Here is a 22,741-nt window from a genome sequence, read left to right as displayed (position 1 = left end):
GCGGGGTCTGCCCCAGGGCCTGTTCGACAGGCCTAGCCGGCGAAGGCCGGCTGGGGCAGACCCTGTCCCGCGTCCGGTACGACGAGGAGGGAGCCGGACAGCGGGTGCGGGCGGTCCAGGCCGGTCCGCGCGGTCGTCACGTACAGATCGGTGAGACCAGGCCCGCCGAACGCGCAGGCCGTGGGCCGGCGCACGGGCAGTTCCAGCACGCGGTCGAGCACCCCGGACGGCGTGTAACGGCGCACCGCCCCGCCGTCCCACAGCGCCACCCACACACAGCCGTCGGCGTCGACGGCGAGCCCGTCGGGGAAGCCCGCGCCGTCCTCGATGACGGCCAACGGGCGTCGGTTCACCGGGTGTCGGGTCTCGGGCTCGACGTCGAAGACGTCAACGCGGCGGGTGGGCGAGTCGATGTAGTACATCCGTCGCCCGTCGGGACTCCAGCCGGTGCCGTTGCTGACGGTGACGTCGCCGAGGACCGCGCGGACCGTGCCGTCGGACCCTATGCGGGACAGGGTGCCGCCGCCGGGTGCCTCGTCGTAGCGCATGGTGCCCGCCCACAACGCCCCGTCGGGTGCGACGGCGGCGTCGTTGCCCCGGCGACCCGGCACCGGATCGCGGTGCAGCCAGCTGAACGCCCCCCGGGCGTCGTACAGCCCCACGCCGTCGCGGAGGTTGACGACGAGGCCGCCGTTCACGCGCGGCTTGGCCGCGCCCACGTGCTGCTCGGTGGCCATCACGGTGCGGCGCCCGGAGGCCGGGTCGTACGTGTGCACCCGGGAGCCCAGGATGTCGACCCAGACGAGCCGCCCGGTGGCCGTGTCCCAGGTGGGCCCCTCGCCGAGCGCGGCGCACTCCCGCACCGCGACGTCGATCACGCGGGGCTCCGGTGGCCCAGCCGCCCCGACAACTCGGTGGCCCCCTTCACTACCAGCTCCTCCAGCTCGGCGCGGCGTGCCTCGCTCCAGCGGATCATCGGCACGGAGATCGACAGGGCGGCGACCACCCGGCCGGAGCGGTCCCGCACGGGGGCGGCCACGCAGCTGACGTCCGGATTGGATTCGCGGCTCTCCAGGGCGATGCCGCGCCGCCGCACCTCGGCCAGCGCCGCACGCAGCGCGGGCGGGTCCGTGATGCTGTTCGGGGTCATCGCGACCAGCTCGGCGTCGTCGGGGACGCGGGCCGCCAGCTCCTCCTCGGGGAGCGAGGCGAGCAGCATCTTGCCGACGGAGGTGCAGTGCGCGGGGAGACGGCGGCCGGCGGCGGAGACCATGCGGACGGCGTGCGTGGAGTCGACCTTGGCGATGTAGATGACGTCCGTGCCCTCCAGGATGGCGACGTGCACGGTCTCGCCGCAGGTCTCGGCGACGGCGCGGGCCACCTGCCCGCCCTCGGCGGCGAGGTCGAGCTGCTCGGCGTACCGGCTGCCGAGCTGGTACGGCCGCACGCCGAGCCGATAGCGTCCGGGCTGCTCCGGTACCGGCACCAGGTACGAGCGGGCGGCCAGTGTGGTCACCAGTTCGTGGACGGTGGTGCGCGGCAGCTGGAGCCGGCGCACGATCTCGGGGGTCGAGAGCGTCCCGTCCCCGTCGAGGAAGAGCTCCAGGATGTCCAGGGCCCGGGTCACGGCAGGCACGAGGCGTCCCATGACCGCCCCCTCCCATATGTTCGAAATCTCAACAGCCGATCGGAATGACGAACACAGGCTACTGACAGGAACACCCCCTGTCAGCAGATCATTCGAACACGTCATGTATGCAGGAGGCTGTCCCGGACTGCGTGACAGGGGGATCCGGACCGATTTCCCGGGCAGCCCGATGCCCCGTGCCCGTCCCGTGGGCATTAGGTTAGGCTGGCCTTGCTTAGCGTGTGGACCGGGGTGCGCGGGTTCGGGTTCCGGTTGCGCAAGGGGACCCAGACGACGGAACGGGCAGAGGTGGCGCGCAGGTGAGAGACGGTGACCGGGCTCGTGCGCGTCGTGCGTCCGGAAAGGCGGGACGCCCGGACGGGCGCACGGGGGACGCGAGTTGCGGCCCGACGCCCGGGATGAGGCGTCGTGGATAAGATCGCGCTCACGGCCGGAGCCCTGTACGTCATCGTCCTGCTGCGCGCCGCGGGGACGTTCGCCGTCGGATGGCTCGCCGGCGCCGGCGCCCGGCGCAGCAGGTTCGCCGGGCGGATCTCGTCGGCGAAGTTCCTGCGCGCCGAACGCGCGATCCAGCGGTGGGGCGCGCCGGTGGTGGCCGTCTCGTTCCTGACCGTCGGATTCCAGACCGCCGCCAACTTCCTCGCGGGCAGCATGCGCATGCCGTTGCCGCGCTACCTTCCCGCCCTGTTCGTGGGCGGAGCGGCCTGGGCGCTGATCTACGCGACCGCGGGGCTCGGCGTGCTCGAAATGCTGGGAAGGCTCTTCGCCGAGCGAACGGCCCTCGGGGTGTCCGCCGTGGCCGCCCTGCTCCTCGCGGTGTGCGGGGTGGTGGTGTACCGCAGGAGAAGGACGGTCCTGTCCTCCGGCGACACCGTGGCCGACGAATCGCGGTGAGGCGGTTCCTCACCGCGGACCCCCGCGGTCTGTGCCGACCGTACGGGTAAGCGCTGCCGACGCCTGGTGAGCCCCGTTCAGCCGAGCGAGAGCGGGAACCGGGCGCCCGTCCCGGACAGGACGGCCCGTTCCGCGGCGCTCGGCACGCGCCGGCCCGTTCCCAGGAGCAGCGCGTCCGTGTCGGACAGCTCGGCCGGGAAGGGCGCGCCCGCGATCCGCTCGAGGAGTGCACGCGCGGCGGCCAGGCTCTCCGTGGGCGGCCTCGGTGCGCCGCGCAGCCGCGCCACGAGGTCCAGGTGGTGCAGCGTCCACTCCAGGACGTACGCGGAGAGGTAGTCGGTGACGGTGAGGACCTCGCCGCGCGTTCCGACCGCGAGGCAGGAGTCGGCGAGCACGGCGGCGCGTCCGGCGGCAGAGCCGACATCGTCGAGGTGGAACTTCAGCAGGGCCGGTTCCCCGTAGGCGGCGGCGAGCCGTACGGTCAGCGCGTCGAGCGGGTCGTCGCCGGTCGGCGGCGCCTCGGCAACCTCCCAGTAGCTCGCGGCGTCGCGCGTCGGCGGGGTTCCGGCGGGTGTCACGAGGGTGATCAGGACGTCCTGGGCGTCGATGACGAGGTGGCACACCAGATCGCGTACGAGCCAGCCGGTGCAGCCCGACGGCCGGGCGAAGTCCTCGTCGGCGAGACCGGCGACGGCCTCGCGCAGCGCCGTCCACGAGCGTGAGAAGTCGTCCACGCCCGCAAGCTACCAACACGGACGTGCCGCTTCCGAGAACCTCGCCCCATGCGGCTGTGGCGGCCGTCCCGGACCGGTGGCGGCCTCCGCGCCCGGGTCGATCTCGTCGCCGCTCAGTTCTCGTCGACGAGGTGCTGGATGCCGGGTGCGTAGAGGTCCGCGAGTCGATCGGCGGTGGTGTGCGCGGTGGCGCCGTCGGGGCGATGGAGACTCAGGGTGGCGCCCAGACCGAGGAGTTGGCCGGCGATGAGCTCGGCCCGCAGCCGGGCGTCGTGGCCGGTCAGGACGGCGGTGAGGCGGTCGGTGACCTGCTCGCGGAAGCGGGAGCGCAACAGGGTGCGCTCGTCCTCGATGCCGAGGGAGAAGACCACGCGCAGGAGCGGGTCGCCGCGGAGCCGGTCGCGGAGGTCGACCATGGTCAGGACGAGGTGCCGGCCGAGGTCGGGACGCGGAGCGCTGAAGAGCTCGGCGGCGGCCGGACGGAAGTCGACGACCGTGTTGAACAGGGCTTCCTTGGTGCCGAAGCGTTTGACGATCAAGGAGGGGCTCACCCCGGCCGCCGCGGCGATGCCGCGCATGGTCACCTCCGCGTACGGCTTGAGCGTGAACGCCCGCCGCGCGGCGCGGATGATGGCGTCGCGTCCGGTCTCCGGGCCTTCCTCCCCTCCCTCCGTGCGGGGTTGCCCGGCTTCCCGGCGGACGGTGCGATCCGTGTCGGCCGTGGCCGGGGAGGTGGGTTCGTCGGCGGTGCTCATGCGTTCCCTCGGACGGCGCTGGTGGGCGGTGACACCGTGACCGTACCGCCCGGCCGGTCGCCGTCGCGCGGAGTGCCCCGGCTCGGCCGGTCGGACGGCAGGAAGAGGGTGGCGAGGAGGGCGGCGAGCGCCGCGCCGGCGGCGATGAGGAAGATCAGCAGGTAGGCGTGGAGCGTCGGCGCGGTGCGTCCGTCCGCCACGAAGGTGATCCGGGCCAGTACGGCGGTGACCACGGCGCTGCAGCAGGCCTGGCCGACGGATCGCATCAGCGTGTTGAGACCGTTGGCCGACGCGGTCTCGGTCACCGGGACGGCGCGGATGACGAGGACGGGCAACGCGGAGTACGCGATGGCGGTGCCGCATGCGACGACGGTGGCGCCGGCGACGATCAGCCAGAGACTGTGGCTGGTGAGGAACCGGACCAGGTAGCCCAGGGTCATGACGACCGCCGCGACGGCGAGCGCGGTCCGCGGCCCGTACGTGGCGGAGATCCGCGCCGAGAGAGGAGACAGGGCCACCATCGCCAGCCCGCCCGGCAGCATGCAGAGTCCACTGACGACGAGCGAGGCGCCCAGGCCGTAGCCGGTGCTCGTGGGCTCCTGCACGAGCTGGGCGGTGACCAGGGAGTTGGCGTAGAACGAGAAGCCGATGAGCAGTGCCGCGACATTGGTCAGCAGCACGGCGGGCCGGGCGGACACTCTCAGGTCCACGATCGGGGACGGGGTACGCAGTTCGTACCGGCCCCAGAGCAGACCGACGGCCACCGAGGAGCCGAGCAGGCCGAGCGTCGGCGCGGAGGTCCAGCCCCAGCCGGAGCCCTGCGTGATCGCCAGGAGCACACCGACGAGGACGACGGCGAGGCCCAGCGTTCCCGGCACGTCGAAGCGTCCCCGGGACCGTACGCCCGAGTCCGGCACGATCCCCAGCACGAGCAGGAGGTCGAGCAGACCGAGTGCGGCCGACGCCCAGAACATGGTGTGCCAGTCGAAGTTCTCCGTCACGACGGCGGCCAGGGGCAGACCGATCGCCGCGCCGATGCCGAGGGTGGAACTCATGAGCGCGATCGACGGCAGGACCCGCTCGGCGGGGAGTTCGTCGCGGATGATGCTGATGCCGAGCGGGATCACCGCGAGAGCCGTGCCCTGGAGGGCCCGGCCGGTGATCAGTACGCCGATGTCGGAGCTGACCGCGCAGAGTACGGAACCGAGGGTGAGCACCCCGAGCGAGGCGAGGAGGACCCGCCGCTTGCCGTACATGTCGCCGACACGGCCGAGCACCGGGGTGAACACCGCACCGGTGAGGAGGGTGACGGTCACGAGCCAGCCCGCTGCGCCCGGGCTCGCCCCGGTCAGCTCGGGTATGTGCGGCAGGAGCGGGACGACGAGGGTCTGCATGACGGCGACGACCATGCCGCAGAAGGCGAGGACGGGGACGACGAGCCGGGAGCGGTGGTCTCCGGACGGGGTGCCGGGTGCGGATGCGGCGGTTGTCATCGTGCTCCAGGGGTGGTGCGAGAACCGGGGAGGGGAGAGGTGCACACTTGTTCACCCCTAGGGTGAACAAGTGTGCACCCCCCGGTCAAGGCCGGGAGCGGTTACGTCGCCGCGCGCCACGTGGGCTGGCGCCGCGGTGCCGCGCGCCACGTTGCCGCGCGCCACGTGGGCTGGCGCCGCGTGGGCTGGCGCCAACGTGATTGGGCGCCAGCGCGCCTCGGCCACGTCGCCTCGTGCCCCGTCCGTCGTGCCCGGTCCGTCGTGCCGGGCGCGGTGGGGCGGGTGATGCTGGGGGCATGGGTGATGCGTTCCCGCGAAGGCCGTCGTCCGCTTACCGGGCGGCGGCGCGGGGGGCGCTACGTGTCACGATCACCGCCGCGGCCGGGTTCTACGTGCTCCTCTACGGCTTCGACTCGGCGATCGCCGCCACGTACGCGCTGTTCGGTGCGATCGCCATGGCCGGGCTGTCGCGTCTCCCGGGCTCCGGGCGCCAGCGGGCCACGCTGCTGCTGGGCGTTGTGCCGGTGTGCTGGGTGCTGATCACGCTCGGCACGTACCTGTCCGTGAGGACGTGGAGTGCCGTTGTCGGCATGCTGGTCGTCGGCTTCGCGCTGGCGTTCATGGCCGTCGGAGGACCACGATGCGCGGGCGCGGCCACGGGCCTGCAGCTGATGTACATCCTGCCGTCGTTCCCGCCCTACGACCCCGGTTCGCTGGGCGAGCGCCTGGCGGGGGCGACGTTCGGGCTCGTCCTGCTGATCATCGCGGAGGTGACTCTGCTGCCCGAGCCGGCCGCCCTGCCCTACCGGGAGCGGGTCGCCCGGGCCGCCGACGGCGCGGCGCGCTGCGCGGACCGGCTGCGGTCCGCCCCGTACACGCTGCCGGAGGACACCCTGCGCGCCGCCCGGGCCCTGAGCACGGGGCTTCGTTCCTCCCACGTCCCGGAGGCGGAACGGCCGGCCGGAGCGGGCGTGCGGCCGAGGGCGCTGGCGCATACGGGGCTGGCGACGCGCACCCTGCTCGGCCGGCTGACGGTGCTGCCGCCGCCCCCCCGGGGCGCGGTTCTGCCGAGGGAAGCAGGAGTCGGGGCGGGCGCGGAGGGAAGCGGGGACGAGGGTGCTGGAGCAGAGCGGTACATGCCGATGGGAGGCGCGGAGGAGGGAGACGGAGCAGAGCCGTACACGCTGAAGGGAGGCGCGGAGAGGGGCGCCGGAGCAGAGCCGTACCCCACGGCGGGAAGCCCGGACCCGCTGCGGGCGGTCGGGGATGTGGCGAGGGAGACCGCGGCCCGGCTACGGGGCGGAATCCCCGATGGCCGGGCGCATGCCCACCTGTGGCGGGTCCGTCAGGCGCTGACGACAGCCGAGGACGCCCCTCCCGCCGTGCTGCGACGCAATGCGGCGCTCCTGGAGGTGACGGACGCGGCGCTCGCGATGTCCACGGCTGCCGACATCGCGGTACGGGGCCGAGTGGCCGACGCACCGGCGCCAGGCCGGTTCTGGTACGCGCGGATGCGGGCGCCCCAGTTGTGGTGGCGGCGCCTTTCGGGCCACGTCGGCGGCCGGTCGGTGTTCTTCCAGAACGCCGTACGGATCAGCCTGGCCCTGGCGGCGGCCCGGTTGATCGCGGGCATCGACACCCTCCCGCACGGCTTCTGGGTGCTGCTGGCCACCCTGACGCTGACCCGCACGACGGTACGGGAGACCCGGACGACCATACGGACGGCGCTGACGGGCACCCTCGTCGGCGCGCTGATCGCGGCGGCGTTGCTCGCACTGGTGGGTACCGACATCGAGGTCTACGCAGTGGCACTGCCGCCGCTGATGCTGGTCACCTTCACGCTGGGGCCGGTGAAGGGCGTCGGGTGGGCGCAGGCGCTGTTCACGGTGGTGGTCGCCCTGGTCTTCGCACAGCTGGCGCCGGCCACCTGGCAGCTCGCCGAGTTCCGGCTGCTCGACGTGCTGGCCGGCAGCGTGATCGGGGCGGTGTTCGGGCTGCTCGCCTGGCCGCGGGGTGCCCATGACGAGTTGCGGCGGTCGGTCGCGGATCTGCTGCGGATCGCCGCGGAGATCGTCGTGGCCACGACGGGGCAGATCGCGGCGGGCGGACGGCGCGTGCCGGTGGCCACCGCGCCGGGCCACCGGTCGCTGCAGCACGCCCTGATCATGGCGGAGTCGGCGTACGCGCAGTACCAGAGCGAACCCAAGGGGCCCCTTCCGCCGCCGGTCGGCCGGGACTGGCAGGCCGCACTGATCGCCGGGCACCACACCCTGTGGGGCGCGGACCGACTGCTCGTACCTCCCGAACCCGTCGTGGTTCCACCGCTGGGGAGGGCGGCGGCGGAGTCGGTCGTCCGCGCGGGTGACAGGGTCGCGGCGGGCATGCTGCTGACCTCCGCCCGGATGGACCCCACCGGGGACACGGTGGGGACACCGGCACCGCTCCACGCCCCGACGGCCTCCGCCGACGCCCCGCCGGGCGCACCACGTGGGTACTACGCGGCGGTGTCCTGGCTGGCCTCACTGACGACGGACCTGGCACGACTGGCAGGCGACGGCGACGGCGTGAGCGATCAGAGGGGCCCGGGCGGTGGTCCTGCCGCGAATCACGGTGAACAGCGCTGAACGAGCGAAGCAGCCGGGTGCCGAAGACCGCGACTGCGTGAACCCGGCTCCCCCCGCCGCGCTCTTTGCCAGGCGTGACGACGGCACCACAGCTCAAGTCCCGTTGCCTCGGCTCCCGGTAGCCGAAGGCTGCCTCGGCAGCCCGAGGCACGGTGACGAGCCGAACGACACAGCGCCGCTGGACAGGCTGTCGACTGTCGCTACAGGCGCAGCCGACGCGAATTGACCGTACGCGTCTCGTGCCCGGAAAAATTTCGATGTCATGCGGGGAGGGCGATTCTCAAGGGGCAACTGAAAAGCATCGTTTCTGCGGTCGCACGGCCTCGCAATCCGCCTTCCGGCAATGGAGTGAGATGTCGTGTCCGTTTGCTCCTGCGCGGTGTTTGATGGCGCGACGGGCAAATTTCTGCCGCGTCTTTCGGAGATCTTGAGGAGTAGCTATGCGTTCTCTGGCCGCGTCTGTTCTGGCCGTGGGCATTCTGCTGGGTGGCGCCGGTGCCGCGCTCGCCCACGACGGCGTCGGAATCGGAAGCTTCTCCGAGGGCAGTGCCGACTTCAGCTCGCACTGCGCGGCGACCGGTGTTCCGTCCGTGTACGGAACGATCTTCACCGCCTCGTGTTCGGAGGCGGGCTGGGAAGAGGGCGCGGAGCTCTCCTACCTCGGCGTCCACTGACCTGCGGCCACGCCCGGCGACGGGCGTGGCTCTGCACAACCTGCGCATCCAGTGCTTTTGCACGGTCTGCGGGAACGGCCCGCCCTCGCATGCGAGGGCGGGCCCCATTCTGTGTCGTGAGCCCAAGGGTGGCTCGATGGCCGGCGTGTAGGTTCAGGTCATGACTGGGGACTGGCGGATGGACCGGATCGGGACCGCACTGAAGGGGGAGAACCCGACCGTCCTGCGGCGGTTGACGGCAGGTTTCGCGGTGATCGGAGATGTGCAGTTCCTGCCGGGATACTCGGTTCTCCTCGTGGATGAACCGCATGTGCAGCGATTGTCGGACCTACCGAAGCAAAAGCGATTGTCGTTCTTGTCCGACATGGACCGGCTTGGAGAAGCCGTCGAACGTGCCTGTCGGCGACTCGACCCGGCATTTCGACGGGTCAACTTGGAGATCCTGGGGAACACGGACCCGTACTTGCATGCGCATGTGTGGCCGCGGTTCGAGTGGGAGCCGGCAGACATGGTGGGTGCTCCGGTGTGGCTCTATCCGCGTGACCGGTGGAGTGACGAGCAATTCAAGCTCGGTCGGCAGCATGAAGCCCTACGAGAGGCGATCGGCAGCGAACTGGACCGGCTGTGATCGACTACCTGAGGGTCGTGGCGGGCCAATGCCCAAGGGCTTTTCCTTTGATGAACTTCGGAGGGTGGGTGGTCTGGCGGAAGCCCTAGTGGTCTGACCTTTTCGGCCCCGCTGACCGTGGGCAGCGCTGATCACGTACTGGTCACCTGACCTGTCGTACCGGCCTGCCTGCTCACCTGCTCTTCGGGACGAAGCCTCTCACCGGCACGACGAGGACCACGCCGAACGCGACGCCAATCGACGCCGCGCGTCCACCAGGGTCTTCAACGGATCCAGAGCGGCGGCGAGTCGCTCGTCGGCCACCTCGTGTCCCCTGGACCGGAGGCCGGACGTGCTGCTGATCGCGGTGCGGATGCGCTGCGTACGGCGGACAGCCACGTCCAGGAGGTCGTGACCGCGCTCGACCAATGGCCGCACCGACGTGGGTTTCGGGCGGGTGCGCCAGGTGCCGCCTCGTCGTCGCACGTAGACGCCTTGCGTTGCTGCGCCGTCAAGTTCAGGAGACGAGTCCTGCGTTCACTGCGCGGTGCAAGAGGTACTGGTGCCACGCGTCTGGGGTGCACCGTCTTCTCGACGGGTCCGGCCACGGCCGGCATCGCGGTGGTGGCCGACTATAGGGCGTGTGTCGGAAGTGCTCTAGGTTGGCTGACGTGAGTGCCCGGGGGTGGAGTTATAGGTATGTCGGACCGGTTGAGCTGAAGGCTGCGGTCCGGCCTGGCAGCGGCGGGTGTCGAATCGGCTCGGCGGCTGACTTCGACGCCTGGATCGCTGAGCGATCGGCAGCAGAGCTGACCGAACCGTTCACCTTCGTGGTCGGCATGGATGGTGTGCTTCGGCTGGCGCCGCGTCGAAGCGAGCACGTGGCCTGCGCGGGCGGGGACAGCGTTCTGAGTGCCGGCGAGATCAGTTTCATGCGCGAGGCGAGCGGGTGGATCGTGGGCGAGGTCAGCAACCAGTCCACCGGATACTGCCCGGACGTCACCTCCTGGTCGGCAGTCGCTCAGGCTCTGGACGACGTAGAACTTGGGCGACCCTCCGGCTTCACCCACGAGGTGGTGTTCCGGCGGTGCCCCGACTGCCAGGAGCACAACATCGTGCGCGAGGACGACTTCGTCTGCGTCTTCTGCGGCAACGCTCTGCCGGAGACGTGGAACGTGGATCCCGCCGCGTGACAGTCGAGGGGCACAGCCACTCGTTGATGGCCGCGACGAGGACAGTCGCTTCGTAGCGGACCGCGAGCTTGTCGTACCGCGTGGCGACGGCGCGGTGCCTCTTGACCCGGTTGATCCCGCACTCGACCGCGTGACGTTCGCGGTAGTCGACCGGGTCGAAGCGCGGCGGCCGGCCGCCTCGATAGCCGAGCTTCCGGCGGTTGCGGGCCTGGTCGGCCTTGTCTGGGACGGTGCAGCGGATCCCGCGGCGGCGCAGATAGGCACGGTTCTTGCGGGACGCGTAGGCCTTGACGGCCCGCACACGATCGGGGCGGACGCGTGGCCGGCCCGGCCCGATGCGGGGCACGCGGACCTTTGCCGGCACGGGTTCGAACTGTGGCGAGTCCCCGCGCTGTCCTGCTGTGATTGCAGCTTGGTGGTGAACCCGCCGCGCGAGCGTCCCAGCCCGTGATCATGTGGCTCGGTGAAGATGCCGCCCGGCGGTTCCTTCCGCAGCTCGCCCTCCTTGCGGGCCCCGGCCGCATGCTGGTGGGCACGGCAGACCGTGGAGTCGACATTCAGGTCCCACGTGATCGCCTTCTTCGCCTCCGGCAGGGCCTGGAGTCGGCTGAGGATCCGGTGCCAGGTGCCGTTCCGCTGCCATCGGCGGAACAGGTCCTGGACCCGGTTCCACGGCCCGTACCCGACGGGGACGTCCCGCCGCGGCACCCCGGTCCGGACCCGGAACCGTATGCCGTCGATCAATCGCCGCCGAGGCCAGACAGGCGGCCGACCCGCCTTCGTGCCCCTCGGCAGCAGCGGCTCCAGCACCGCCCACTGCTCGTCCGTGAGATTTCCCCGACCCATGAACCGTGATCATTCTCAGTCCGAGATCCACTTTCGACACACGGCCTATAGGAGAGTCATCGTGTCTGTTGGGCAGCAGCACTTCGGTGCTGAAGACGTCCACCCGGACGACCTCACGCACGCGTGGATCGGCGCCGTGGCCCTGCATGCGGCAGCTCGGTCGGCCCACCACAGCGATATAGGCGAACAGGCCGTCCGTGTGGGTGAGCTCGAGCAAGCTGATCATCTGATGGCTCGGCGCCGCCGGGACCAGGTGTTGTCCCCCGTTCCCCCCGCCGCCGCCCGGCTGCCAGGAGCACCTTGAGTCCTGAGGAGTCGCCGAGGGAGGAGTACCGCGAGGGCCGTCACGGGATGGTGCAGCCGAGTTGAACTGAAAGGGCGACCGAGGCCACCCGCTCTCTGACTCCCTCCAGGGGAGGGGGACGAGTAAGACCGGCGTGGCGCTTCGCACACGGAAATCGACTGGCGGATCGTCACCGTGTCCGAGCCGGACGCAGGTCCGGCTCCCACACGGGATCGGTGATCATGAGACAGAGGTTCACGCGCAGCCTGCCCCTCAGGACCATTCTCCTGGCAGGAGTGCTCACCCTGGCGCCCACGCCCGGTGCCGAGGCCCACCACGGGCCTGGCCAAGCCGCTGCTCCAAGGCTTTCCATCAGCAAGGTCGCGGACGCCGCCTCGGTCAACGCCGGATCCCCCATCGGCTACACCATCGTGGTGACAGGTCAAGGGCCGGGCACTGTTGTCGGCGCCGCCCTGACCGACCCCCTGCCGTCGGGCGCCGGTGTCCAGTGGCAGATCGCTCCGTCCTACCGCGGACCGGGAAGTTGCACCCTTCAGGGGCCCGCCGGAAGCCAGACCCTACGATGCGCCTTCGGTAGCCTGCGGCAGGGCACCCAGGCAGTCGTCCACGTCGCCGGCACCACGACGACGGCGAGCTGCGGCACCTACCCGAACACGGCGACGGCGGCGGCGCGCAATGCCCCGCCCGTCCGCGCCTCCGCCTCGGCGACGGTCGCCTGTCCGCCCCCGCCCCCCTCGCTGAGCGTGGCCAAGACCGCGGATGCCGCGACGGTCGACGCCGGCGACCCGATCGGCTTCACGATCACCACCCGCAACGGAGGCGGTAGCGACGCAACCGGAGTCACGGTCAGTGACCCGCTGCCCCTGCGCCCCGGGGTCAGCTGGACGATGGACCCGGTCAATCCCGCGTGCTCGATCACCGGGACGGTCGATTCCCAGACACTCTCCTGTTCCTACCCCAACCTCCCTGCCGGAGCGAGCGACTCCGTGCACGTCGAGAGCCTCACCATTTTCGAAGGGTGCGGGACGTACGACAACACGGCCACCGTCGCCAGCGGCAACGGTGGCGGAGCGCGGGCCACGGCCAGTACCACTGTGCTGTGCCCCTCCATGAGTCTGGGCAAGACCGCGGATGCCCAGACGGTCACCGCCGGGGACCAGATCGGTTTCACGGTCACCGTCGGAAACGGCGGCCCGGGGACGGCCAAGGGCGTCACCTTGAGTGACCCGCTCCCGGCGGCTGCGGGCGTCGACTGGGCGCTGAGCACCGCCGTCACCGGGTGCGCGATCAGAGGAGTGGCCGGAAGCCAGGCGCTCGAGTGCGAGCTCGGCGACATTCCGTCGGGAGGTTCGGTCTCCGTTCACGTGGTCAGCGCCACGAACGAGGGAAGCTGCGGAACGCACGAAAACGCCGCCACGGCCCGCGCCACCAACCAGAGCGGCGCCTTCCGTGCGTCGGCGGCGACGACCGTACTGTGCTCCGCACGGGCCGCCCGCATGGATCGCTGAGGGAAGTCCCGGAGGTGGTCAGGTTGCGCGACGAGGCCGCCAACAGGACGGCCATGGTGACCGACGTCCGTGCGGGCTCCGTCCGCGTCCCGCGCCACCTCTGGGGAGAGGGCGACACCTGGGAGGCAGAGGATCCCGAGAAGGCCACGATCACCGAACGGCCGGATGGGCGGGCCCGGAAGGAGGCCCCTCGCGGGGGCGAGTCCTGACGCATAACTCCAGCAAGGACCGCGCGAGTTGAAGAGCCCCGGTCGTCTGTCCGTCGGACGGCTGGGGCTTCCGCGGAGCCCACGCCCTTGGTCCAGTGGGTCGCCGCACCGCCTGGCCGCGCGCGTTGCCGCCGCGGCCGGCGGTTCACGTATCGCGGTCTCGGCGGAACGCCGGCCTGAGTGGGGGCGGGTCGGCGGGGCGTGATCGCATCCGCTGCCCCTGGCCGCCACGGGGACCGCCCGTCAGGGCGCCGGGAAGGAGAGGACTACGCCGTAGCGCTTCTCGGCGGCGCGGAGGTCCGGTACCAACGTCTGCCGGAGCGTGCGGAGTTCGGTGGCGTGGTCGGTGAGGAAGCGGGCCCGCAGCCGTTCGCGTGCCGCCACACGGACGGCCTCCACCGGGCGCATGCACGTGGCGTACGCGTGGCCGAGGGTGCGGTCCTCGCGGCCGGCGTCGGCCTCGGTGGCCGCCCGTTGCACTCGGCGGTCGACCTGTGCGAAGAAGTCGTCCGCGCTCTCGGCGCGAACGCCTTGGCCGGCCAGGCACGCGGGCAGGTCGGCGAAGGCGGCGAGTGTGGCGGGGTCCTTGCGCAGGGTCGTGAGCTGCTGGAACCAGTGCTGCTGGAGCGGGGTGTAGGGCTTGCGGACCGTGTTGGCGGCCGCGCCGCCCTCGGTCTGGCAGCGGCGGATCTCGGCGTCGTCCCCTGGGCGCGCGGTGGCGGAACCCGGGCCGGGCGGGGGCATGGGGACGTCGGCACTCCGGCTGAAGCCGTGCTGTGCGACGAAGTCCAGATCCGGCAGTTCGAAGAGGCGGATGAAAGCGGGCGGCGGCAGTTCCGCCGGCAGCGCGAAGCCGTCCCGCCGGGCGCACGAGGCCGCGGCGGCGTGCGCGATCTGCTGCGCGAAGGCGTCCAGGCCCTGCGTCCAGCGGGTCTCGTCGCCCGCCGTCGGGAACAGCATCCGGGTGGGGTCGTCCGGCAGGACGTGATCGACCCGGGCCGCGGTGACAGGGACCACGGCAGGGGCGGGTGGGGGCGTCTGCCGGGATGGCTGGGCGGCAGGGGCCGCCGAGCAGGCGGCGGCGAGGGCAGCGGTGGCCGCCGTGACAGCGATGCGGCGGACGAGCCGGCGCCGAATCGTTCGGCCCATGTCGGTCCACTCCTCCTGACTGATCGACTGTTCGGCGGCGGCCACCGGGCCCGGGTCAGTGCGTGATGGTGACGGAGTCGCCGCCGTCGTAGTAGCTCGCCACCGTGAACGGCGTGCCGTCGCTGACGTCGGTGCACAGCCAGTACGTGGAGTCGCTCACGCTGTGGGAGCCGTCCGAGGCCCACACGTACCCCTTGGAGCAGGTGCTCCAGGTGCCGCTGGAGCTGCGCAGCCGGCCGGCGTACCGGTCGCCCGCGGTGGACGTCGAGTCGTTCGAGTAGGTCAGGTTGAGGTCGCCGCAGGTGCTCGTGGACGACTTGTAGCGGATGGTGCCGACGCCGCCGTAGGCGCCCGTGGTGAGCGACGAGGCGACGCAGGACGAGGCGGTGGCCGAGGCCGTCGGAGCGATCGCCGCGCAGGTCGCCGCGGCCGAGACCAGCGCGAGTGCGCCGGCGACGATGGTGCGCTTCATGGAACCCCCATCGGTAGTTGTGTCCGTGGTGGTGCTGGGCGTGCTGGGCGTGCTTCGCGGAGAACTCTCGCAGGGTGCCGCAAGCGGTTCCACGACCTTCGACCCTGCTCGAATAGCCCACGTCAGGCGGCGGAACGCGGCCTTCAACGGCGCAAGAGCGCCGCTCCCACCGGGGTGAGCGTGTGCAGGACGGTGTTCAGGGAGCGGCGCGTGGTGATGAGGCCCGCGTCGCGCAGTACGCCGGTGTGGTGGGCGGCGGTGGCGGGCGAGACGCCGAGCCTGCGGGCGAGTTCGCTGGTGGTCGCGCCGAGCGCGAGGGCTTGGAGGGCGGCGGCGCGGGTACGGCCGAGCAGCGCGCAGAGCGAGGCGTCCGAGGGGCAGTCGGGCTCGGGGCGGCGGGTGTCGTGCAGCGGGTAGACGAGGACGGGCGGCAGGCTGTCCTCGGCGAGCGCGATGGGGGTCCGCCAGCAGAAGTAGGAGGGGACGAGACACAGACCGCGCCCGTCGAGCCGCAGGTCACGGTCCACGACGTAATCGAGCTCCAGGACCGGGGGCCGCCAGCGTGCGGTGGTGGTCAGGGCGGCGAGGAGTCCGTGGACACCGCTGTCGAGGGCCTGGCGGCCGCGTACGGCCCGCTCGCCGGCGATGCCGGCGGCCATGTGGTCCTGGTACGGCGCGATGACGGCCTCGTGGTAGGCGCACAGCAGCCCGAGGAGTTCCCGTCTTCGCTCGTGGGCGACGAGACCGCGGGCCCAGGCGGTCGTGCCGCTGACCCCGTCGAGCAGGCGCAGTTCGTGGTCGATGCGCGAGGCCGGAGTGTCCAGGATGGCGGCGGCTCCCGCCTTCATGCCGGCCATGGCCTCGTACGGGGTGAGGAAGTCCGGGAAGTACGCGGCCCGGGGAACGAGAGGGACGAGCAGCCGTCGCACGGCACGGCCGAGCGGTGTGGCTGAGACGGGGCCCCAGGCGCCGCGGAACCAGTCGGCGTAGGCCCACCGGCCCTGTGAGGTCTGAAGACGGTGGAGACTGCACACGATCTCCCAGAACGGATCCGGGTTGGTCACCACCCTGATGCGTGCGAAGTCCTCGGGCGTGAAGTGAATGCGCAGCACGGAACTCGTCCCCCGTCCCCCGTCGACAGCGATCCCGGCGACGGATCCTGGCACCCGCGGCGGCCGAAGTCATCCCATTCGGCGGCGGCGCGTGTCGGCCCCCGCCGGAGACCGCAGGGGGCCGCACGGATCAGTCCGTGGCCGCGGTCAGGGGGTGACGCCGTCCGGGAACTCGGCGCTCAGGACTCCCCGGCGGCACGCCACGCCGTTGTTCTCGGGATGCGCGGCCGGTCGGTCCGGGAAGCCCTGGAGCGTCGGAGGAGCGACGGTGCGACGGGCCGCGTGAACTACACCAACCGTCCTCGGCCTGGTGACGGCCGTCATGAGCAGCCCGGGCCAACGATGACGCAGGGCGCGAGGCGAGCGCACTCGGCCATCTCGGGAAGGCTCTGCGGCTCGAGCAACGGCCCTGCGGCTCGAGGAACGGCCCTGCGGCTCGAGGAACGGCCCTGCGGCTCCAGGGGCGGCCCGACGAGGCGGTCACGGCGCCGGACCGGGCGCGCGAGCGGACCGGTCTCTGCAATCCACGCGGGATCGCCGTGGCCTTGGCGACTCGCGGGCCGAGAAGGCCGGCACGCCGCGCAGGAGCAGCACGGCCCGCTGCTGGGTGGCCGGCCTCCCGGAAGCCGCGTGGTCGTGGGCCGTCCCGTGCCGTGGCAGGGTCGACGCCTCGGTCGCCGTCGGCTGCGAGGAGGGTGACGCGTACGCCCTGCTGCGCGCACCGTAAGCGCCACCCCGGTCAATAACCGTATGGCCATCAGCGGGGCCCCTGTTCTGCGCCGACAGCCCTGCCGCCCGCGGACGTCCGCGTATATCGTCGGCATCGTCCGCCGACGCAGGAGCGAGTTCACCCGCGTCCTGCAGTACCGGATGGGCGCCCGGCCGAACCGTGCCGCGGTGCGCGTGGAGGCGGAGCGGTGGGAGGGCGGCACCGTGTTGGTGCACTGGGGGCACGGAGGCACCGGTGTCACGCTCCCGTGGGGCTGCGCCGAAGAAACCGCTGGTCTCCTGGCCGCCGACAAGGGAGACAAGTGATGAATGACCAGCCGAAGAAGCCCTTCCTGTACGTCGTCGTCTGCGCTGCCGGTATCGCGGGCGACGCCCACCAGCTGATCACGGCCGCGCAAGCCCAGGGTTGGGACGTGGGTGTCGTCGCGACTCCCCAAGGGCTCGGCTTCCTCGATACCGACGCGATCATCCGGCAGACGGGATACCCGATCCGCTCGGCCTGGCGCAGTCCAGGTGACCCGCGCCCGCTGCCGCCCGCCGACGCCATCGCCGTCGCGCCGGCGACGTTCAACACGATCAACAAGTGGGCTGCCGGCATTGCCGACACCCTGGCCCTGGGCATCCTGTGCGAGGCGTACGGCATGGGTATCCCGACGGCGGTTCTTCCGTGCGTGAACGCCGCAATGGCCGCACACCCGGCGTACGGCCGGAGCCTGGATCAGCTGCGGGACATGGGTGTGCTGGTCGGGTCCCACGAGCCGCACCGGCCCAAGGCGGGCGGGGGAGCGGACCGCTTCCGCTGGGAGGAGGCGCTGGAGTTGTTGGACGGTGAGATCGACCGGACGTGATTCGCTCTGCGCCCTCACGGTACGCCCGAGTGCCCCGTCTCTGCCCGGTAGTGGGCCTTCCCGGTGCGCTGACCTGGGGTGGTGCAGATGCCCCGGGACAGCGGGCGGACTGCACGCAGTTCGAGCCGGTGCTGGAGCGGATTCGCGTCCCGCGGATCGGATCGGGCAGGCCGCGGAGGAAACCTGACAGCCTCGCGGCGGACAAGGCTCACAGCAATGGTCCGTGCTGGGAGTACCTGCGGCGCCGGGGCATCCGGCACACCATCCCGGAGACGACCGACAGCCAGGCAGCCCGCGTGCGCAAAGGACCCCGCGGCGGACGGGGACCGGGCTTCGACGAAGGGCGGTACGAGAACGCAACACCGTCGAACGGGCGGCCCGAATCAGTCTCCGGTGGAGCCCCAGAAGCACAGTTCTGCCGGGCGGCCCTCGGCGTCGTAAACGATCGTGCAGCAGCCGGAGCCGCGGTCGAACGGAGGGAACCAGCCGTCTCCGGCCCGTTTCACGGCCTGCTCGACAACATCCCGCCCGGGTCGCGTCGTCCCGAACAGTTCGACGACTTCGGCCGCTTCGACCACCCTTACGTCGCCAGGCTCCTCCATATGTTCCTCGCAGCGGACCACGCGCTCGACGTCCAGCACCGAATGTGCCGGCTCTTCCTCCAGCCAAGCGCTCGCCATCAGGGCTTCCAGCGTCTCGATACCTGCTTCCTGGTAGTACGCGGAGTATTCGGCGAAGACCGTCTCGCGAAGACCGTCCAGTGCATCCTGCTCACTGAGCTGGAAAGGTGTGAAGTACGACCATCTACTCGCTCCCATGTCTGCGAACCCTACTGATGGCCTGAGACAGAAGCCCTTGGCACGTCACCGCAGCGTGATCGACCGGACAGGCCCTGGGAGCTGTCCGGCCAGCCACCATGGCGATGGGCCGCTGTGACGAGATCAGGGGGCGAAGTACCAGCAGTACAGGTCGAGGTGCTTCTCCGCACGGCCGCCAGCCAGGGCTGACACACGTTCGACGAGGTCTGCTGCGTAGTCCGGTGAGATCTCATCGTCCGGTTCGGATGCCGACTCGGCCCAAGCAAGAGGCCGCAGTGCGGAGCCGGTCTCTTCCTGCAGTGGCCAGAGCCGTGCACACAATCCCGGGGAGGGCCGACAGTCAGGCCGCACGCCAACTGCCCGCCCCAGCCCTCCTCATCCGGCTTCGCACATGTTCGGCCGGACAAGTCCTAGGCGGACGCCCGGGGGAGACTCCGGGGGCCCGTGCAGCGGGCGCCCACCTCCTCCACCCGGCGGCGCAGTTCGCGGTCGGCCGTGACCACCAGGCACGGCCGACCGCTCGCACTGCCGGCAAGTTCGGTGATCAGGTCGTCGCCGCTGGCGGGGGCTTCCTCGACCCGTACGCCGGGCACGGAGGCGACGCCCCGTGCGCGTCCCTCGACGACCAGGACGATCTCGTACGGACCTGGGTAAGGGGCCTCGGTCGGGCCGCCGGTCGCGGCGAGACGGTCGCGCAACCGCTCGGCGGCCGCGCGCCGGTCGCGCCACCAGCCGTCCGGCACCGATCCCACGACGTTGGCCCCGTCCACCACGAGCAGGGTGCGAAGGGGCGGGTTCTCAGGGCTCATGACCCCAGGATCTCAGTCGGCAACGCCTCCGAAGACCCGTCGTTCATGAGGCCAGGGGCATGCGTTGGCGACGGTGCTCCACAAGGCCCAGGGGGCTCCCGCCCGGACCCGGGGCACGCGAACAGTCCTTCCTCGCCCGGGGAACGCGCGGGAAGCCGACGGCACCTCACGTGCGCCCGCCCGACCCGGGTCGACGCACGTGAGTGCCGCTCGGCTACACCACTACACCTCCGCCGTCTCCAGCACGAAGCCCCGCACGGACTCGGCGAACAGCTCCGGCTCTTCGATGTGCCCCATGTGGCCGCTGTTCTCCAGAATCCGAAGTCGCGCGTCGGGGATCAGCTCGTGCAGTTCGGTACCCCAACGAACGCCACAGATGACGTCGTGCCGGCCCACGACCACCAGAGCGGGGACCGTCAGTGCCTTGAGAGCGGCACGGTCATCGATCACCTCGGGGGTGCGGTTTTCATCAAGGCCCGAGATGTACGCGGCCCGGACCGCGTCCCGGAACGGAGCCAGGCGCTCCTCGTTGCCCCAGTAGTTGGCGAAGTACGACGGCAGCACGCCCCGGGCGACCGCCTCCGTCTGCGCGTCGTCGGAGATGCCGGACATCGCACCGAACGCGGCCAGCACGTCCGGCAGTCCCGGATGCCCGGCGTGCTTCCCGGCGAACTCCGCGACCATACGACCCGCTTCCGCGGCGTGTTCGGGCCCGGTCACCGGAGCACCGTCGTACAGCACGACGCCCGCCAGCTGCCCGGGGCGGTGCACAGCGTGGTAGGCGGCCACGAACGCACCGTGCGAATGCCCCAGCAGATGCACCTTGGGTACGCGGAGGCGGTTGATCAGAGTCTCCAGGAAGCTGCTGTAGCGCCGGCGGGTGTACCCGTGCGGGTGCGCCGGGAGACGGCTGTCCTCGGTGGTGCCGATGGGCTCCACGTACACCATGGTCAGGTGTTCCTCGAGGGCGGGCATGCGCAGGTACTCCCAGAAGATGCCGGGCCCGCCGGAGTGCGCCACGCACACAGGGCCGCTGCCGTGGACGTGGTAGCGCTGCACCAGTCCGCCCAGCCGGTAGGAATGTGTGCCGGGAGAGAGGGGATCGGTGTGTGCGAGGGAATCGTTCATCGGAACCTCCGTGAGGTGTGCAGGTCTGCAGGTGTGCAGGTGTCAGGTGTCCAGGTGTGGCTGGCACCGACAGGACTCTCCGGGGGTTGGGAAGTTCGATCGAGAACGTGTGATCTGGGTCACGCTTCCGGGTGGGGTGTCATGGAGTCAGGCCGCGGTGATTGGAGACACTGCCCTTGGCCGTGGCGAGTGATAGAGGGACATCCGGCCGACTCGGCCGCCGTCCATGGTCATGATCCAGGCGACCGCGGGCGGGCAGTGGTCCGGGGCGTACGACGGGTTGACCAGCTCCATCTCCCAGACGACCAGCGAGCGGCCGGCCACCACATGCAGGGGGCGCTGACGCACGCCCGCCGAGAGGTCGCCGTCCATGCCCGCCACCAGGAGGTCGGCTCCACCGAGCCGTACGCCACCGGCCAGCAACGAGACCTCGGGGGAGTAGCGGTCCTTGACCACCCTTTCGAACTCGCCTCGCTCAGCGGCATCGAGGGTCGCGTGTGCCTCTTGCCAGCTGGCCTTCGTACGCCGGAGCACGTCCTCGTGCGCCGTGGCCGCCGCCGCGGTCAGGGCCTGGGCGAGAGCGGTACGAGCCTGGTTCAGTCTGCTGCGGACGGTGCCGACGGGTACGGCGCACGCCTCGGCGATCTGCTGGTAGGACGTGATACCGGTGGAGAAGTAGCGCAGGACGACGGGCAGCCGAAGGGTCGGCGACAGCGCTTCGACGGCTTCCCACACCCAGTCCCGCAGCGCGTGGCTCTGCAGAACCTGCTCGGGTGTGACGCTGTCCGGCGGCATCGGCACTTCTTCCACGGGCTCGGAGCGCCGGGAGGCGCGCAGCAGCGTCCGGCACGTGTTGCGGACGACCATCCGCAGCCACGGCCCCACGGCTTCCGGATCGCGGACGTCCACGATCCGTCGTAGCGCCACCAGTGCCGTGTCCTGCATGACGTCGTCCACGTCGGTCCCCGGTCCGAGGAGGCTCAGCGCCACCGCGCGCATTCCGGGCCGGTGCCGCTCAAGGAGCAGTGCCAGAGCGGACACGTCGCCGGCCTGGGCGGCCAGCGTCAGTGCGGCGTCCTCCGCCGCCCCGCTGTCTCCCGGGTCTCCTGGTGTCCTGCTCATGCCTTGCCCTTCACGTGTGAGTGCTTCCAGGCGCCCGGCGGGGCGCGTCGGGTCCGGGTCCGGATGGAGCACGGCGGCGGTTTCCGAGGGGAATGTCACCGTGCGTTTCCCGTGATCAGTCGGCTCGTGTCCCCGGGCACCGCAGCAGGTCCGCGGCAGTGGCGTCCCAGTCGACCGCGGTGAGCTCCTGACCTGCGGGAACGAGCTCGTATGTGTACTCCAGCCAGTCCGCCAGGGGTGGTACGGGCAGTTCGAACAGCGCCGCCATGTCAGCGGAGGTCAGCTGAAGCCACGCGGTCGCCCGCTCCTCCGGGTGCGAGGGCCAGATCTGGACGGCGTCGAGGCCGCTCATGCCGTACAGACCCTGATGGAGGAGGTCACGCCCGATACGCCACAGGACACGCGGGCCGCCTTCGACGACCAGCTCCATACACACGACGAAGGGAATCCCCGGATCGAACCGGAACTCCGCCCTGACCTGCTGGCGGGCGGAGACGTCCAGTACGCGCTCGATGTCCAAGGTCAGCCGAGGACGTCCTCCCGGCGCCGTTCGGCCGGCCTGTGCACCTGGTTGGTAGCCGCCCATGACGAGTAGATCCTTCCCTGCGGCGGAAGCTGGCTCGACCCACCCTCGTTCGTGCGCGGCCGGCTTACATAAGTAACTTGACCGTCGAACGCCACCTGCGGTCACGGTCTCCGTCGAGGTGGCCGGCCGCGCAGCCGATGGGCGTGAGCGCCGGAGCGGACCTGCCCGGAGCCAGTCCGCCGAACGGTCCGGAGCCCTTACGCCGACAGGACCGCGCCAGTCCGCCGGACGGTCCGCGGCCCATCCGCCGAACGCTCCGGAGCCCTTACGCCGGCAGGTCCGCGGCCCGTCCGCCGAACGGTCCGCGGTCAGTCCCCCGACCGGTCCGCGGCCAGTCCCCCGACCGGTCCGGCCGCCCGCCCGTCGCGGGGCGGCAACATTAAGTCATTCGACTGTCGCCCCTGACCCCGCGCCTCAACGATCCTGAAACCGGCACCGTGCGCCGGTGCCGGATGGTCGTCATGCTCGGAGGAGCCAGC

22 protein-coding genes and 1 pseudogene are annotated in these 22,741 nt (G+C 71.3%); 9 read left to right on the top strand and 14 right to left on the bottom strand.

The features are described from left to right. Positions 1 to 32 precede the first annotated feature (32 nt). Both ACF07V_RS34880 and ACF07V_RS34875 read right to left on the bottom strand, forming a co-directional pair. On the bottom strand, positions 33 to 878 hold the full coding sequence (locus ACF07V_RS34880) for an SMP-30/gluconolactonase/LRE family protein (RefSeq protein ID WP_392159685.1): 846 nt from the start codon (positions 876 to 878) through the stop codon (positions 33 to 35). Further along, on the bottom strand, positions 875 to 1,648 hold the full coding sequence (locus ACF07V_RS34875) for an IclR family transcriptional regulator (protein WP_392159684.1): 774 nt from the start codon (positions 1,646 to 1,648) through the stop codon (positions 875 to 877). Before ACF07V_RS34875 ends, ACF07V_RS34880 begins: the two co-directional genes overlap by 4 nt. Before the next feature lie 408 nt (positions 1,649 to 2,056). On the opposite strand from ACF07V_RS34875, the gene ACF07V_RS34870 reads away from it, so the two are divergent. After that, a complete protein-coding gene (locus ACF07V_RS34870) occupies positions 2,057 to 2,542 on the top strand; it encodes a DedA family protein (protein WP_392159683.1) in 486 nt (161 codons plus the stop codon). A gap of 77 nt (positions 2,543 to 2,619) precedes the next feature. Here ACF07V_RS34870 and ACF07V_RS34865 read toward each other — a convergent pair whose 3' ends face one another. The 3 genes from ACF07V_RS34865 to ACF07V_RS34855 form a co-directional block, all read right to left on the bottom strand. Next, entirely contained in the window at positions 2,620 to 3,276 is a 657-nt protein-coding gene (locus ACF07V_RS34865; RefSeq protein WP_392159682.1) for a maleylpyruvate isomerase N-terminal domain-containing protein, read from the bottom strand. A gap of 113 nt (positions 3,277 to 3,389) precedes the next feature. Then, positions 3,390 to 4,031, bottom strand: a complete 642-nt coding sequence (locus ACF07V_RS34860; RefSeq protein ID WP_392159681.1) for a TetR family transcriptional regulator — start codon at positions 4,029 to 4,031, stop codon at positions 3,390 to 3,392. Next, complete coding sequence (locus tag ACF07V_RS34855) at positions 4,028 to 5,524, bottom strand: MFS transporter (RefSeq protein WP_392159680.1); 1,497 nt, start codon at positions 5,522 to 5,524, stop codon at positions 4,028 to 4,030. The genes ACF07V_RS34860 and ACF07V_RS34855 overlap by 4 nt, the downstream gene beginning before the upstream one ends. A 296-nt stretch (positions 5,525 to 5,820) precedes the next feature. Between ACF07V_RS34855 and ACF07V_RS34850 the strand changes: the two genes are divergently transcribed. From ACF07V_RS34850 to ACF07V_RS34835, 4 genes are all read left to right on the top strand, one after another. Beyond that, positions 5,821 to 8,148, top strand: coding sequence for an FUSC family protein (locus ACF07V_RS34850; protein WP_392159679.1), 2,328 nt, complete (start codon positions 5,821 to 5,823; stop codon positions 8,146 to 8,148). A 440-nt stretch (positions 8,149 to 8,588) separates the two neighbouring features. Next, positions 8,589 to 8,822, top strand: a complete 234-nt coding sequence (locus ACF07V_RS34845) for a hypothetical protein (RefSeq protein ID WP_392159678.1) — start codon at positions 8,589 to 8,591, stop codon at positions 8,820 to 8,822. Positions 8,823 to 8,982: 160 nt separating this feature from the next. After that, on the top strand, positions 8,983 to 9,450 hold the full coding sequence (locus ACF07V_RS34840; RefSeq protein WP_392159677.1) for an HIT family protein: 468 nt from the start codon (positions 8,983 to 8,985) through the stop codon (positions 9,448 to 9,450). Between the two features lie 650 nt (positions 9,451 to 10,100). Then, the gene (locus tag ACF07V_RS34835) at positions 10,101 to 10,622 is read left to right on the top strand and encodes a hypothetical protein (RefSeq protein WP_392159676.1); all 522 of its coding nucleotides are present in this window, start codon (positions 10,101 to 10,103) and stop codon (positions 10,620 to 10,622) included. 13 nt (positions 10,623 to 10,635) lie between these two features. Here the strand turns inward: ACF07V_RS34835 and ACF07V_RS34830 are convergent. Beyond that, positions 10,636 to 11,468, bottom strand: a pseudogene (locus tag ACF07V_RS34830) (IS5 family transposase); the annotation flags it as partial. A gap of 579 nt (positions 11,469 to 12,047) precedes the next feature. On the opposite strand from ACF07V_RS34830, the gene ACF07V_RS34825 reads away from it, so the two are divergent. Further along, on the top strand, positions 12,048 to 13,280 hold the full coding sequence (locus tag ACF07V_RS34825) for a hypothetical protein (RefSeq protein ID WP_392159675.1): 1,233 nt from the start codon (positions 12,048 to 12,050) through the stop codon (positions 13,278 to 13,280). 14 nt (positions 13,281 to 13,294) lie between these two features. After that, on the top strand, positions 13,295 to 13,489 hold the full coding sequence (locus ACF07V_RS34820; RefSeq protein ID WP_392159674.1) for a hypothetical protein: 195 nt from the start codon (positions 13,295 to 13,297) through the stop codon (positions 13,487 to 13,489). A 243-nt stretch (positions 13,490 to 13,732) separates the two neighbouring features. Here ACF07V_RS34820 and ACF07V_RS34815 read toward each other — a convergent pair whose 3' ends face one another. The 3 genes from ACF07V_RS34815 to ACF07V_RS34805 all read right to left on the bottom strand — a co-directional run bounded on the left by ACF07V_RS34815 (position 13,733) and on the right by ACF07V_RS34805 (position 16,222). Then, on the bottom strand, positions 13,733 to 14,638 hold the full coding sequence (locus ACF07V_RS34815) for a hypothetical protein (RefSeq protein WP_392159673.1): 906 nt from the start codon (positions 14,636 to 14,638) through the stop codon (positions 13,733 to 13,735). A gap of 55 nt (positions 14,639 to 14,693) precedes the next feature. Beyond that, positions 14,694 to 15,110, bottom strand: a complete 417-nt coding sequence (locus ACF07V_RS34810; RefSeq protein WP_392159672.1) for a hypothetical protein — start codon at positions 15,108 to 15,110, stop codon at positions 14,694 to 14,696. A 143-nt stretch (positions 15,111 to 15,253) separates the two neighbouring features. Then, complete coding sequence (locus ACF07V_RS34805; RefSeq protein ID WP_392159671.1) at positions 15,254 to 16,222, bottom strand: winged helix-turn-helix domain-containing protein; 969 nt, start codon at positions 16,220 to 16,222, stop codon at positions 15,254 to 15,256. A 750-nt stretch (positions 16,223 to 16,972) separates the two neighbouring features. Here ACF07V_RS34805 and ACF07V_RS34800 point away from each other — a divergent pair. Both ACF07V_RS34800 and ACF07V_RS34795 read left to right on the top strand, forming a co-directional pair. Continuing rightward, positions 16,973 to 17,257, top strand: coding sequence for an FAD-dependent oxidoreductase (locus tag ACF07V_RS34800; RefSeq protein WP_392159670.1), 285 nt, complete (start codon positions 16,973 to 16,975; stop codon positions 17,255 to 17,257). After that, on the top strand, positions 17,257 to 17,799 hold the full coding sequence (locus ACF07V_RS34795; RefSeq protein WP_392159669.1) for a flavoprotein: 543 nt from the start codon (positions 17,257 to 17,259) through the stop codon (positions 17,797 to 17,799). Before ACF07V_RS34800 ends, ACF07V_RS34795 begins: the two co-directional genes overlap by 1 nt. Before the next feature lie 383 nt (positions 17,800 to 18,182). Here ACF07V_RS34795 and ACF07V_RS34790 read toward each other — a convergent pair whose 3' ends face one another. From ACF07V_RS34790 to ACF07V_RS34770, 5 genes are all read right to left on the bottom strand, one after another. Next, positions 18,183 to 18,617 (bottom strand): hypothetical protein, encoded by a 435-nt coding sequence (locus ACF07V_RS34790; RefSeq protein WP_392159668.1) that lies wholly within the window; start codon positions 18,615 to 18,617, stop codon positions 18,183 to 18,185. A 410-nt stretch (positions 18,618 to 19,027) separates the two neighbouring features. After that, complete coding sequence (locus ACF07V_RS34785) at positions 19,028 to 19,426, bottom strand: NTP pyrophosphohydrolase (protein WP_392159667.1); 399 nt, start codon at positions 19,424 to 19,426, stop codon at positions 19,028 to 19,030. A 222-nt stretch (positions 19,427 to 19,648) separates the two neighbouring features. Next, complete coding sequence (locus ACF07V_RS34780) at positions 19,649 to 20,554, bottom strand: alpha/beta fold hydrolase (RefSeq protein ID WP_392159666.1); 906 nt, start codon at positions 20,552 to 20,554, stop codon at positions 19,649 to 19,651. Positions 20,555 to 20,701: 147 nt separating this feature from the next. Then, the gene (locus ACF07V_RS34775; RefSeq protein WP_392159665.1) at positions 20,702 to 21,676 is read right to left on the bottom strand and encodes an RNA polymerase sigma factor; all 975 of its coding nucleotides are present in this window, start codon (positions 21,674 to 21,676) and stop codon (positions 20,702 to 20,704) included. A gap of 115 nt (positions 21,677 to 21,791) precedes the next feature. After that, positions 21,792 to 22,196, bottom strand: a complete 405-nt coding sequence (locus ACF07V_RS34770; protein WP_392159664.1) for an SsgA family sporulation/cell division regulator — start codon at positions 22,194 to 22,196, stop codon at positions 21,792 to 21,794. Between the last annotated feature and the right edge of the window lie 545 nt (positions 22,197 to 22,741).

The sequence above is a fragment of the Streptomyces sp. NPDC015661 genome (genome assembly GCF_043077765.1).
Classification (GTDB): Bacteria; Actinomycetota; Actinomycetes; order Streptomycetales; family Streptomycetaceae; genus Streptomyces.
The sequence above is the reverse complement of the archived record's forward strand: the minus strand, read 5'-3'. Positions and strand labels throughout refer to the sequence as shown.

Bases quoted from the DNA above. Each gene is read 5' to 3' on its own strand.
- ACF07V_RS34775 (WP_392159665.1), bottom strand. From the start codon at position 21,676: ATGAGCAGGACACCAGGAGACCCGGGAGACAGCGGGGCGGCGGAGGAC.
- ACF07V_RS34875 (WP_392159684.1), bottom strand. From the start codon at position 1,648: ATGGGACGCCTCGTGCCTGCCGTGACCCGGGCCCTGGACATCCTGGAG.
- ACF07V_RS34855 (WP_392159680.1), bottom strand. From the start codon at position 5,524: ATGACAACCGCCGCATCCGCACCCGGCACCCCGTCCGGAGACCACCGC.
- ACF07V_RS34850 (WP_392159679.1), top strand. From the start codon at position 5,821: ATGGGTGATGCGTTCCCGCGAAGGCCGTCGTCCGCTTACCGGGCGGCG.
- ACF07V_RS34810 (WP_392159672.1), bottom strand. From the start codon at position 15,110: ATGAAGCGCACCATCGTCGCCGGCGCACTCGCGCTGGTCTCGGCCGCG.
- ACF07V_RS34785 (WP_392159667.1), bottom strand. From the start codon at position 19,426: ATGAGCCCTGAGAACCCGCCCCTTCGCACCCTGCTCGTGGTGGACGGG.
- ACF07V_RS34845 (WP_392159678.1), top strand. From the start codon at position 8,589: ATGCGTTCTCTGGCCGCGTCTGTTCTGGCCGTGGGCATTCTGCTGGGT.
- ACF07V_RS34780 (WP_392159666.1), bottom strand. From the start codon at position 20,554: ATGAACGATTCCCTCGCACACACCGATCCCCTCTCTCCCGGCACACAT.
- ACF07V_RS34790 (WP_392159668.1), bottom strand. From the start codon at position 18,617: ATGGGAGCGAGTAGATGGTCGTACTTCACACCTTTCCAGCTCAGTGAG.
- ACF07V_RS34840 (WP_392159677.1), top strand. From the start codon at position 8,983: ATGACTGGGGACTGGCGGATGGACCGGATCGGGACCGCACTGAAGGGG.
- ACF07V_RS34800 (WP_392159670.1), top strand. From the start codon at position 16,973: ATGGCCATCAGCGGGGCCCCTGTTCTGCGCCGACAGCCCTGCCGCCCG.
- ACF07V_RS34815 (WP_392159673.1), bottom strand. From the start codon at position 14,638: ATGGGCCGAACGATTCGGCGCCGGCTCGTCCGCCGCATCGCTGTCACG.
- ACF07V_RS34795 (WP_392159669.1), top strand. From the start codon at position 17,257: ATGAATGACCAGCCGAAGAAGCCCTTCCTGTACGTCGTCGTCTGCGCT.
- ACF07V_RS34860 (WP_392159681.1), bottom strand. From the start codon at position 4,031: ATGAGCACCGCCGACGAACCCACCTCCCCGGCCACGGCCGACACGGAT.